Genomic DNA, 11,695 nt, shown 5'->3' with positions numbered 1-11,695 from the left:
AGCCTGGGCAGTCGCGACGATCCCTTGCCGACGCCGTGGATCCCTCCGTAGCCGCCCTTGTCGAGCGTCTTGTCGTCGAGAATCTGCACTTTCAGTCCCGCTGCAGTTCCCAGTGCTTCCGCGCGGGCCGCGAACTCCTCCGGGTACAGGTGGCTCGGGGGCGTGTTGACGAAGTCGCGGGCAATCGCAACGGATTCGGCGATGGCGACAGAACGCGCGAGCTCCGCCTTGGTTTCCTTGCTTCGGGGGTCCTCGACGATGAGTTCGACTCGGGCGAGCGGCCCGGCGTCGGGGCCGGGAGCCGACAATGAGGACTTGAATTCGGTGAAGGTGTAGGCGCCGAGGAAGAACCCTTCGGCGGCTGCGCTCAGGTCGAGGGAAGACAATGTCGTGGCTGCCGTAGCGGTACCGGTGAGTGCGCGGGCAGCCGTACCGGCCGACTGCCGAATGCGCTCGGTGTCGATGTCCGCGGACTTCCCGAGGCCGACCGCGAGCACGCTTCCGACCTCGAGGGACGCCGGTGCCGGGATGCGGGTGAGCTCGTCCGCCTTGCCGGTCGCTCCGACGGCCTCGAAGGCGTCGAGCAGTGCTGAGGCCACTGCGTCGTCGGAGATGGTGTCGGTGACGAGGAGTTCGAGCCCGTCCTCGCTGGTGCTGAGCGCGACGACGAGCACGTCGATGTTCTTGCCGAGGCGGCCGGCCGGCACCAGCTCGGGTCCGAGGGTGCGGGGTGAAGTCGATGGCACGAGGCAGCTCCTGATGGGGATCGATTGTGTCGGTCGGATTCGATCGTAGTGATGAGGTCCTGGGGCGAACTTCTCCGCTAGCGTTGCCCGATATGAGTGCAGAGCAACTGGTTCGCGGACCCGTCCATGCCGTCCACGTCGAGCTCGGGGCGACGTTCGCGCCGTTCGGTGGGTGGGAAATGCCCGTGTCGTACGCGGGTGCGGGTGTGGTCGCCGAACATAAGGCCGTCCGCGACAGCGTCGGCCTGTTCGACGTGAGTCATCTGGGCAAGGCGCTCGTTCGCGGCCCGGGTGCTGCCGAGTTCGTAAATGCTACGTTGACGAACGACCTCGGCCGGGTCGGACCCGGGAAAGCGCAATACACGTTGTGCTGCAACGAAACCGGTGGTGTCGTCGACGACCTCATCGCGTACTACGTCGGCGCCGAGGAGGTGTTCCTCGTCCCCAACGCGGCCAACACGGCCGCCGTCGTCGCGGCCCTGGCAGCGCAGGCGCCGGACGGTGTGACCGTCGTCGATCAGCACCGCGACCACGGCGTTCTCGCCGTGCAGGGACCGGGTTCGCGCGCAGTGCTGGAACAACTCGGGTTGCCGGCCGACATGGAGTACATGGCGTTCGAGGACGCCCGCTGGAACGACGTGCCTGTTCGGGTGTGCCGCACCGGCTACACCGGTGAACTGGGGTACGAGTTGATTCCCGCCTGGGACGACGCCGAGTCGCTCTTCCGCGCAATGGTGGAACCGGTTCGAGCTGCGGGCGGCCAGGTGGCCGGCCTCGGCGCGCGCGACACCCTGCGTACCGAGATGGGTTACCCGTTGCACGGCCACGAACTGTCACTCGACATCTCGCCGTTGCAGGCCCGCTGTGGTTGGGCCGTCGGTTGGAAGAAGGACAGTTTCTGGGGCAGGGATGCGCTCGTCGCCGAGAAGGAAGCGGGGCCGGCTCGCGTGCTGCGTGGAGTCAAAGCTCTCGATCGCGGGGTGTTGCGTCAGGGACAGACGGTGCAGCGCGACGGACAGCCCATCGGAGTGACCACCTCCGGCACGTTCTCCCCGTCGCTGGGAGTCGGCATTGCTCTGGCCCTCGTCGACTCGGCAGCCGGCGTCGCACCGGGTGACGCCGTCGAGGTCGACGTGCGTGGCCGCGCTCTGAGGTGTGAAATCGTCGCCCCGCCGTTCGTTTCGGCGAACACCAAGTGACCGGGCTTACTACGGTTTCGATAGGATCCACCCCATGACAGGCGTCCCCGAATTCACCCGTGTGCAGCATCCGTCCCCGGCTCCGTCGGAGGCAAGGAATGCGGTACTGGCTGCGCCGGGGTTCGGGAAGTTCTTCACGGACCACATGGCAATCATCGATTACACCGCCGACAAGGAATGGTACGGCCCGACCATCGCCCCGTACGGACCGATCGAACTGGATCCCGCCGCGATGGTTCTGCACTACGGGCAGGCCATCTTCGAGGGGTTGAAGGTGTACCGCCAACCCAACGGCGACTTGGCGTCCTTCCGCGTCGATCAGAACGCCCAACGCTTCCAGTCGTCGGCACGGCGGCTCGCGATGCCGGAACTGCCCGAAGAAATGTTCGTGGCGTCCATCCGGGAATTGTTGGCTGTCGATCACGAATGGATTCCGGAGGCCGGCGGTGAGGATGCGCTCTACCTGCGGCCGTTCATGTTCTCCACCGAGGCCGGGCTCGGTGTCCGACCCGCCTCGGACTATCGATACATGCTGATCGCTTCGCCCGCAGGCGCGTACTTCCCCCGCGGCGTCAAGCCTGTCAGCGTGTGGCTGTCCACCGAATACGTGCGTGCGGCCCCCGGCGGTACGGGCGCGGCCAAGTTCGCAGGCAATTACGCTGCGTCTCTGCTCGCCCAGGCGCAGGCAAGCGATCAGGGGTGCGATCAGGTCGTGTGGCTCGACGCCATCGAACGCCGCTACGTCGAGGAGATGGGCGGCATGAACCTGTTCTTCGTGTTCGGGTCCGGCTCGGACGCCCGGTTGGTGACGCCGTCGCTGTCGGGGTCACTGTTGCCCGGCATCACTCGCGACTCGCTCCTCGCTCTCGCCACCGACGCCGGGATCCCCGTCGAAGAGCGGCGAATCTCGACCGAGGAATGGCAGAAGGGCGCCGAGAACGGCGACATCACCGAGGTTTTCGCGTGCGGCACCGCCGCCGTCATCACACCGGTCGGACGGGTGAAGTTCGCCGAGGGTGAGTTCTCGATCGCCGACGGAGAGCCCGGTGAGATCACCCTCGCGCTCCGCGACACCCTGACCGGTATCCAGCGTGGCACTTTCGCCGATACCCACGGCTGGATGACCACCCTCCGATAGCGGACGACCTACCCGCCGATCAAGAAGCCGACCACGGTGAATGCCGTGGTCGCTTCGACGGCCGCGCCCAACACGTCTCCGCTGACGCCGCCGAAACGTCGGACGCAGTGACGGACAGCAACAACTGACGCGCACAGAGCAAGGGCCACCACCAGCGGGCCCTGCCACAGGCGTTCGTCCACGGCCCAGATACTGCCGACGAGCGCTGCCGCGGTCCACCCGGCGATCGGAACGAGGCCCTGCGTGCCTGCGACGAGCGCGCCGAATCCCGTGTCTGACGCTGCGGAAACACCACGGCGACAGGCGAACACGACGGCGACCCGGCCCGTCGCCACCGCCGCGGCCACCGTCCACCACGACTGCTCGTCCGCCGCATCGCCGAAGCCGGCGGCCTGCACGGCGAGGACGATCACGATGGCCGCAACACCGAACGGTCCTGCGCTACCTGAGCGCATCACCTCACGCGCACGCTCGGGGGGTCCGTAGCAGCCGAGGCCATCTGCAGTGTCCGCGAGACCGTCGATGTGCATTCCGCGCGTGAGCAGCGCAAGAGCACCCACGGTCAGTAGACCCGCGAGCATCCCGTGCACGGAGGCCGCATCGAGTACCCACAGCGCGAACGCCGCGAAGCCGCCCAGCAGCAGGCCCACGACGGGGGTGCTGGTGATGGCGCGCCCGGCATCCTCCCTGCCGATATCAGTGGGACCTCGAACGGGCAGGACCGTCAGCCACGACAGAGCCAGCCGAAGGCCGACCGCCCGTCGCACGGTTCAGTCTGCTTTCGGCTCGGGCGCGTCCGAACTGACCCCGGCATCGGCGAACGTCGACATCCCGGCCAGCGTGGCCACGGCGCCGTGTACGAGATTGAGCGCGACCAGCGCACCCGACCCTTCGCCCAAGCGCATGTCGAGTTCGAGGAGGGGCTCGATTCGCAGATGCCGCAGCGCAATCGAATGAGCGGGCTCGGTCGACCGGTGCCCGGCAACCCACCATTCGCGTGCACCGCGCGCCGACTCCTCGGCGACGAGTGCCGCTGCGGTGACCACTAGGCCGTCCAAAATGACCGGCGTTCGCCGGTGCGCAGCCTGTGCGACGAAACCTGCCATCGCCGCGATGTCCGCACCCCCGGCCACCCGCAGCAAAGCAACGGGATCCTTGACGACCGGACGGGCCCGACGCATCGCGTCGCGGATCGCTGCCGTCTTCCGGATCCACCCGGCGTCGTCGACACCCGTGCCGCGGCCGACCGCAGCCACCGGCTCGGTGTCGGTGAGAGCAGCCACCAACACCGTTGCAGGCGTGGTGTTTCCGATGCCCATGTCCCCTGCGATCAGTAGATCGGCCCCAGCGTCGACCTCCTCGTCCGCGATGGCGCGGCCGGCGTCGATGGCAGCCGAGACCTCGTCATCGGTGAGCGCATCCTCACGATCGATCGATCCGCTGGACTTCCTGACCTTGTGCGTGCTCACATCGGCGGCGGTGTCGGAACGGACGGAAATGTCGACGACACGGACCGTGGCGCCTGCTGCTCGCGCGAGCGCATTGACGGCTGCGCCGCCCGCCGTGAAGTTGGCGACCATCTGAGCGGTCACCTCAGGGGGGTAGGCCGAAACGCCGTGTGCCGCAATACCGTGGTCGCCGGCGAACACCACGACTCGCGGTCGCGTCAGCGGGGTGGGCGGGCAGTGATCCTGGCATGCAGCAATCCACTCGCCGAGTGCCTCGAGGCGCCCGAGGCTACCGGCCGGCTTGGTCAGAGACTTCTGCAGTGCCATGGCCTGCGTACGTGCCTCCGCGGACGGGGGCGACACGGGACGCAGCGGTGTCGAATCCTCGGTACGCTCCGAACTGATTGTCACAGATGGCCTTTCGTCGTCGAGCGGGCGTCCTTGATCGTGAGTGGGATTCCGGCGACGACGAGCACGACGGTGTCGCAGACCGCCGCTATGCGTCGATTCAGGATTCCCATTTCGTCTTGGAACAGGCGACCCGATCGCGTCGGCGGCACCACACTCCAACCGACCTCGGGACTGACCATGATTACCGAGCTTTCGCACGTCACAACGGCATCGACGAGCGCGTCGGTGGAAGGGGCGACGGTTCCGCGAGGGAGGTCCCATGCCTGCAAGTCATCGATGGCACCGGTCAGCCAGGTTCCGAGATCGTCGACGATCGTGAGCACGCGGGCATCGCTCTGGACGAGGACGGACGGGAGACCGGCGGACGTTTCGACCGTCGTCCAGTACGCCGGACGACGATGTCGGTGTGCGTCGATCCGCGCTTCCCAGTCCGCGTCGCCGGCGTTACGGCGCCCCGTCGCGACATAGGTGACCTCGCGGCGCCCGGTCGCGAGGTCTTCCGCGTATGCGGACTTGCCGGACCGGGTGCCGCCGAGAACGAGGGTGCGCTGCCACCGGACCGGTGTGCGATCAAGCGGGGACCGATCCTGTGGAGGCAGCGAGGCCATGTGACCCGACGAGGTCAGACGGCGGCGCCGCGGTCGACGCGGGGCTTGGGTGCCCGCATCTTGCGCAGCTGCGAAGCGCGGACGAACGCGTACCACCCGAGCTTGAATCCGCCGTCGGGCGTGTCGGGGAAGCGCTCGCGCACACGATTGTTGATCTGACGCCCGATGAAGATGCCCTCGATGACCATGAACGCCATCATCACGAACATCGCCAGCGTGACGAACGCCTGCACCGCGGGGCTCAAGAACAGCGCGAAGATCAGCAGGAGAGCCAGCGGCATGAACAGTCCGACGAGGTTGCGTCGGGCATCGACGAGGTCTCGGGCGAATGCGCGGACCGGGCCCTTGTCTCGGGGAAGGAGGTACTTGTCCTCGCCGGCGAGCATGCGCTCACGGCGCTCGGACGATGCCGCCCGGCGCTCGGCTGCAGCTCGCTTGCGGTCGTCCTTGGAGCCCTTGTTGGCCTTGCGACGCTCGCGGGCCTCCTTGCTCGTCATCGGAGGTGGCGGCACCGGACCTCGTCGACGGGCTTCGGCCTCTCGCCGCTTCGGCGTGGGGCGACCCTTACCGACGGCCCCCGGGGACGCAATGTCGTCCGACGAAGGGGTCGATGCCGACGACTGAACCGACTTCGGCTCGTCGCCGTCCGAATTGTCTGAGTTTCCGCGGCGTAGCAACTTCACCCGCCCAGGTTATGGGATGAACGCGCACAACCGAACATCGGCCGGGTCTGTAATCCGTGAGCGCAGCCACGTCACCTCGAGAAACATTGCCGGAGCGGAGCAGGGGTCGTGAGGAATATCCACATGCGGAGTACGGTTGAGATGTTCACGGGTTTGGTACGACTGACAGGGAGAGCCCATGACCGTCTCGAACGAGACCATGACGCACAAGGTCACGATGACAGAAACCGCGTCGTCGAAGGCCAAGGCGTTGCTGGATCAAGAAGGCCGCGACGACCTCGCGCTGCGCATCGCCGTTCAGCCCGGAGGCTGCGCGGGACTGCGCTATCAGCTCTTCTTCGACGACCGTAGCCTCGATGGCGACCTCGCAGTGGACTTCAACGGAGTCACGCTCGCGGTCGACCGGATGAGTGCTCCGTACGTCGAAGGTGCTTCCATCGACTTCGTCGACACCATCGAGAAGCAGGGCTTCACGATCGACAACCCGAACGCGACAGGCTCTTGCGCCTGCGGCGATTCGTTCAACTGATCGACCGTCACCACTGACCGGTACTTGCACTGCAAGTACCGGTCAGTGGTGTGTTCACCGAAAGAAATGTCGTCTGCGCCCGATGCAGACCTGCGCGCAGTAGCCTCGAATTCTGCCGACACCGACCGAAAGGCTCAAGCACGTGACTCTCGCGGTATCAGGATCGATAGCAACCGATCACCTGATGCGATTCCCGGGCAAGTTCGCCGAACAGTTGGTCGCCGACCAGCTCTCGAACATCTCGCTCAGTTTCCTCGTGGACGACCTCGTCATCCGCAAAGGCGGAGTCGGCGGGAACATCGCGTACGCGCTGGGAGTCCTCGGCGGCTCACCCCTTCTGGTCGGCGCAGTCGGCGCCGACTTCGGCGAATACCGGGCGTGGCTCGAATCCAACGGAGTCGACTGCAGCGGAGTTCGCGTGTCCGCTACCGCGCACACCGCACGCTTCGTCTGCACCACGGACGAGGACATGGCTCAGATCGCGTCGTTCTATCCCGGAGCGATGAGCGAAGCGCGTGAAATCTCCATTGCGGAACTCGCTTCCGGTCAGCCACTCGAACTGGTCCTCGTCGGTGCCAACGATCCCGACGCCATGCTCGCGCACACCGAGCAGTGCCGTGCCGCGAAAATTCCCTTCGCGGCCGACCCGTCGCAGCAGCTGGCACGACTTACCGGCGAGCAGGCAATCGCTCTCATCGAAGGTGCGGCGTACCTGTTCACCAACGAGTACGAGTGGGGTCTGCTTCGGCAGAAGACGGGCTTGTCCGAGGCCGAGATCGCGGCCAAGGTAGGCGTCCGCGTCACCACGCTCGGCAAGTCCGGCGTAGACATCGTCACCGCCGACGGAAACACCTCACATGTCGCAGTCGTCCCCGAGACCAGCAAGGTCGATCCCACCGGTGTCGGCGACGGATTCCGCGCGGGATTCCTGCTCGCCCACCTGGCCGGCGCGTCCGTCGAGCGAGCCGCGCAGCTCGGATCGCTCGTCGCGGTGCTCGTCCTCGAAACCACCGGCACCCAGGAGTGGTCGCTCGTGCGTGACGATGCCCTCAAGCGCTTGGGCGCGGCCTACGGCGACGCAGCGGCCGACGAGATCGGCAAGCTTCTGCCTGCTTGACACAGGCGCTTCACGAGCAAGCCCTCGCAACCGATCCACTGGTTGCGAGGGCTTCAGTCGTGAGGTGAGTACGCGGGGAGCGTCTAGAGAGCGACCGGGTAGGTGTGATCGGCGATCTGCGGAACAATGCGCTTCTCGACGAAGATGCCGTGCCAGACCATGAAGATCAGAACGGTCCACAGCCGGCGACTGTGATCGGCCCCGCCGGTTCGGTGCTCGTTCAGCATCGCGGTGATGGCAGCCTTGTTCAGAATGTGGTCGGTGTCGGACTCGGCGATCTGCTGGTGAGCCCAGTCGTAGAGCTCGGTCCCGCGCAACCAGTGCCGGAGCGGAACGGGGAACCCCAACTTCGCGCGATGCAGAACGTGGCCCGGAACGATGCCCTCGAGGGCCTGGCGCAGTGCGTACTTCGTGGTGTCCTTGGTGATCTTCTGGTCGAACGGCAGTTTCTCCGCGACCGCGAAGACCTCGTTGTCGAGAAACGGCACTCGCAACTCCAGCGAGTTGGCCATCGTGATCTTGTCGGCCTTGACGAGGATGTCGCCGCGCAACCACGTGAACAGGTCGAGATGCTGCATCCGTGCAACCGGATCCCAACCCTGCGACTGGGCATACAGCGGCGCCGTCACATCGGTGTGCGTCCACTCGGGCCGAAAATCGCGTAGAACAGCACGCAGCTGAGCGTCACCGAAGCTGCGAGCGTTGCCGTAGTAGCGTTCCTCCAGCGACATGGAACCGCGGTGGAGCAAGCTCTTACCCCTCGTGCCCTCGGGGATCCTTTCGCTCAACGCACCCGCTGCGCGCCGCAGACCCTTGGGTAGGCGCTCGAACGGCTTCAACGACAGCGGCTCACGGTAGATGGTGTACCCGCCGAACAGCTCGTCCGCGCCTTCTCCGGACAGCACCACCTTGACGTGCTTGCGGGCTTCCTTGGCGACGAAGTACAGGGGCACGAGCGCCGGATCGGCCACCGGGTCGTCCAAGTACCAGACGATCTCGGGGATCGACGCCGCGAACTCTTCGGGGCCGACCACCTTGACCACGTGTTCAGCGCCGATCGCCGCTGCCGACTCGGCGGCGACGTCGACCTCGGAGTAGCCCTCGCGCTCGAAACCCGTGGTGAACGTGATCAGGTTCGGGTTGTGCCTCATCGCCAACGCTGCGATGGCCGTCGAGTCGATTCCACCCGACAAGAACGACCCGACCGTGACGTCGGCACGCATGTGTTTGGCAACCGAATCCTCGAGTGCCTCCGCGATCTCCCGATAGCGCGCAGCCTCGGTGCCGGGCTCGAAAGGTCGGACCGGAAACTTGGGAGTGAAATAGCGGGTGACCTTCGGCGCAGAACCGGGGGAGAGCGTCGCATGACAACCCGACTCCAGGCGTCGAATCTCGGCATGCAGCGTCTCCGGCTCTGGCACGTACTGCAGCACCGTGTAGTGCTGGATCGCCCGCGAATCGAGTTCCGTGCCTATGCCGAGCAGAGACGTGAGCTCGAGCAGGCTCTTCTTCTCGCTTCCGAACGCCGTTCCGCCCGGGCCGGTGGCGAGGAACAACGGTTTGATGCCGAACGGATCGCGGGCAAGGAACATCTCACGCGTCTCGGTGTCCCAGATCGCAAACGAGAACATGCCGCGTAGGCGCCGCACGGCATCGCTGCCCCAGTGGTGGAAAGCAGCCACGATCGGCTCGCCGTCGCCTTCCGTCGAGAACTCGACGCCGTGTTCCCGCGTCAATTGCTCACGCAATTCGAGGTAGTTGTAGATCTCCCCGTTGAACGTCAGCGCGTACCGCGTCGGGTTCTCCGCCGGTCCCCACCGCAGCGGCTGATGCGAGTGTTCGATGTCGATGATCGACAATCTGTTGAACCCGTAGATGACGTCGTCGTCGTGCCAGGTGCCCGGCTCGTCGGGTCCGCGATGGCGCATGCAGTGCATGGCGGAGCCGACGAGATCGACTCCAGCTGCATCGGTGCCGTCGGACGTCAGTACACCGAGTAGTCCACACACAGCGTCTACTACCTCGCTTCGCAATCGGGTGCAGTGCCGCCGGCAAGGACGTTGCACATCTCCGGCAACGGGGCGGCACGGAAACTACGAGTATGCCGCAGACACGGACGGCGCCGGGTAACGACCCAACCGCGTTCTCGACTCAGCTTTGGTCTACGCTGCGTAGTACTAGGGCATCCGCATGTGGAAGCCCACATTCTTCAGTGGTGAGCGATCAGGAAGGCGTGAACGTGGCGCAGAGTCGGATCCTTCGGCGAGCTGGGCTTGCAGCATTTCTCGGCATAGCCGCGTTGCTGCTGTCGGGCTGTTCCATCGACAGCGATGTTCTGCGCTTCGGCTTTCCTTCGGGCGTGACGCCTCAGGGCAGGTCGATTCGCGAATTGTGGACGTGGTCCGTGGTGGCTGCCCTGATCATGGGCATCATCGTGTGGGCGTTGATCTTCTGGGTGGTCATCTTCCACCGAAAGAAGAAGGACTCGCCCGAGTTTCCTCGTCAGACGGCGTACAACGTGCCGCTGGAACTCTTCTACACCGCGATCCCGTTCGTCATCATCGCGGTTCTCTTCTACTTCACCGTCGTGGTGCAGAACTACGTCGACGAGAAGCAGGCCGACCCCGACGTCACCGTCGATGTCACCGCTTATCAGTGGAACTGGAAGTTCGGTTACCAGACCGTCGACCTCAAGGACGGCGAGCCCAAATACGAGGGCACCGACATCGAGGCGCAGGAAGCCGCCGAGGAAGGCGCTACGCCTGCCGGTGGCGGAGATCAGAACACCGAGGTGCAGGGCGGCGAGGACGGCGAGTTCGTCCCCGGGGCGATCCACGGCGTCAACCCCCAGGATCTTTCGTACCTGCATTACAACCAGATCGAGACTGTCGGCTCGAGCACCGAGATCCCGGTATTGGTCCTGCCGACCGGTAAGCGCATCGAGTTCGTGCTCGCCTCGTCGGACGTCATCCACGGATTCTGGGTTCCCGAGTTCCTCTTCAAGCGGGACGTACTCCCGAACCCCAAGGAAAACAACTCGGACAACGTCTTCCAGATCTCCGAGATCGAGCGTGAAGGAGCCTTCGTCGGTCGCTGCACCGAAATGTGCGGTACTTACCACGCGATGATGAACTTCGAGGTCCGTGCGGTGTCGCCCGAGGCGTTCCAGGAATACATCGAACTGCGCAAGCCCGAGTCCGACGGTGGCGAAGGCCTGACCAACGCCCAGGCACTGGAAGCGATCGGTCAATCACCTATCGCCACCAGTACCATCCCGTTCACCACGGATCGTACCCAGAAGTCCGAATCCGTCGCCGACGGCAACTGACCCAGGAAGAATGCTGAAATGAAAATCGAAGCCAAGATCTTCGAGATCCTGACTGTCTTCTTTCTTCTCGTCGGGATCGTCTACGCCCTCTTCACCGGGTTCTCCCGCACCGGCGTGGAGTGGGCCGGCGTCACAGCGATTGCGTTGTCGGTCGGTCTGACGCTCATCATCGGAACGTACTTCCGCTTCGTCGCTCGTCGCCTCGACACCCGTCCCGAGGACTTCGACGACGCCGAGGTCAGCGACGGCGCCGGCGATCTGGGATTCTTCAGCCCCGGAAGCTTCTGGCCGATCCTGCTGGCTGCTGCCGCCGGCGTTGTAGCAATCGGGTTCGCGTTCTTCCTCTGGTGGCTCATCGTGCTGGGAGTCGCGCTGGTTCTCGCTACAGCCGCCGGGCTCGTCTTCGAATACCACCTCGGACCCGAGAAGCACTGACACTCATCCACGAAATCGACACGAGCGCCGAACGTCCTCACGGACGTTCGGCG

General features: G+C 65.2%; 12 protein-coding genes. 6 read left to right on the top strand and 6 right to left on the bottom strand.

Going from position 1 to position 11,695, the window contains the following annotated elements:
- A partial coding sequence (locus tag WBQ44_RS11905) for a M17 family peptidase N-terminal domain-containing protein (RefSeq protein ID WP_495566896.1) occupies window positions 1–746 on the bottom strand: 746 nt, incomplete at its 3' end.
- Between the two features lie 92 nt (window positions 747–838).
- Between WBQ44_RS11905 and gcvT the strand changes: the two genes are divergently transcribed.
- Together gcvT and WBQ44_RS11895 are read left to right on the top strand one after the other, a co-directional pair.
- On the top strand, window positions 839–1,945 hold the full coding sequence (gene gcvT, locus WBQ44_RS11900; RefSeq protein ID WP_495566895.1) for a glycine cleavage system aminomethyltransferase GcvT: 1,107 nt from the start codon (window positions 839–841) through the stop codon (window positions 1,943–1,945).
- A gap of 34 nt (window positions 1,946–1,979) precedes the next feature.
- Entirely contained in the window at window positions 1,980–3,083 is a 1,104-nt protein-coding gene (locus WBQ44_RS11895) for a branched-chain amino acid aminotransferase (RefSeq protein WP_495566894.1), read from the top strand.
- 8 nt (window positions 3,084–3,091) lie between these two features.
- Here the strand turns inward: WBQ44_RS11895 and WBQ44_RS11890 are convergent, their stop codons facing one another.
- From WBQ44_RS11890 to WBQ44_RS11875, 4 genes are read right to left on the bottom strand one after another with little or no spacing between them, the layout of a single operon-like run.
- A complete protein-coding gene (locus WBQ44_RS11890) occupies window positions 3,092–3,850 on the bottom strand; it encodes an adenosylcobinamide-GDP ribazoletransferase (RefSeq protein WP_495566893.1) in 759 nt (252 codons plus the stop codon).
- A 3-nt stretch (window positions 3,851–3,853) separates the two neighbouring features.
- The gene (gene cobT, locus WBQ44_RS11885) at window positions 3,854–4,942 is read right to left on the bottom strand and encodes a nicotinate-nucleotide--dimethylbenzimidazole phosphoribosyltransferase (RefSeq protein ID WP_495566892.1); all 1,089 of its coding nucleotides are present in this window, start codon (window positions 4,940–4,942) and stop codon (window positions 3,854–3,856) included.
- Window positions 4,939–5,550 (bottom strand): bifunctional adenosylcobinamide kinase/adenosylcobinamide-phosphate guanylyltransferase, encoded by a 612-nt coding sequence (cobU, locus tag WBQ44_RS11880; RefSeq protein ID WP_495566891.1) that lies wholly within the window; start codon window positions 5,548–5,550, stop codon window positions 4,939–4,941. Before cobU ends, cobT begins: the two co-directional genes overlap by 4 nt.
- A gap of 14 nt (window positions 5,551–5,564) precedes the next feature.
- Entirely contained in the window at window positions 5,565–6,233 is a 669-nt protein-coding gene (locus WBQ44_RS11875) for a DUF3043 domain-containing protein (RefSeq protein ID WP_495566890.1), read from the bottom strand.
- 178 nt (window positions 6,234–6,411) lie between these two features.
- Between WBQ44_RS11875 and WBQ44_RS11870 the strand changes: the two genes are divergently transcribed.
- Both WBQ44_RS11870 and WBQ44_RS11865 read left to right on the top strand, forming a co-directional pair.
- Window positions 6,412–6,762, top strand: coding sequence for a HesB/IscA family protein (locus WBQ44_RS11870; RefSeq protein ID WP_495566889.1), 351 nt, complete (start codon window positions 6,412–6,414; stop codon window positions 6,760–6,762).
- A 142-nt stretch (window positions 6,763–6,904) separates the two neighbouring features.
- Complete coding sequence (locus WBQ44_RS11865) at window positions 6,905–7,879, top strand: carbohydrate kinase family protein (protein WP_495566888.1); 975 nt, start codon at window positions 6,905–6,907, stop codon at window positions 7,877–7,879.
- A gap of 83 nt (window positions 7,880–7,962) precedes the next feature.
- Here the strand turns inward: WBQ44_RS11865 and asnB are convergent, their stop codons facing one another.
- A complete protein-coding gene (gene asnB / locus WBQ44_RS11860; protein ID WP_495566887.1) occupies window positions 7,963–9,888 on the bottom strand; it encodes an asparagine synthase (glutamine-hydrolyzing) in 1,926 nt (641 codons plus the stop codon).
- Between the two features lie 224 nt (window positions 9,889–10,112).
- Here asnB and ctaC point away from each other — a divergent pair, with 224 nt between their 5' ends.
- Both ctaC and WBQ44_RS11850 read left to right on the top strand, forming a co-directional pair.
- Complete coding sequence (gene ctaC / locus WBQ44_RS11855) at window positions 10,113–11,207, top strand: aa3-type cytochrome oxidase subunit II (RefSeq protein ID WP_495566897.1); 1,095 nt, start codon at window positions 10,113–10,115, stop codon at window positions 11,205–11,207.
- Between the two features lie 18 nt (window positions 11,208–11,225).
- The gene (locus tag WBQ44_RS11850) at window positions 11,226–11,642 is read left to right on the top strand and encodes a cytochrome c oxidase subunit 4 (RefSeq protein ID WP_495566886.1); all 417 of its coding nucleotides are present in this window, start codon (window positions 11,226–11,228) and stop codon (window positions 11,640–11,642) included.
- Window positions 11,643–11,695: the final 53 nt, after the last annotated feature.

The organism is Rhodococcus sp. (in: high G+C Gram-positive bacteria), from assembly GCF_049591685.1.
GTDB lineage: Bacteria > Actinomycetota > Actinomycetes > Mycobacteriales > Mycobacteriaceae > Rhodococcoides.
Note: the sequence above shows the minus strand (reverse complement) of the source record. Positions and strands in the feature narration are given on the sequence as shown.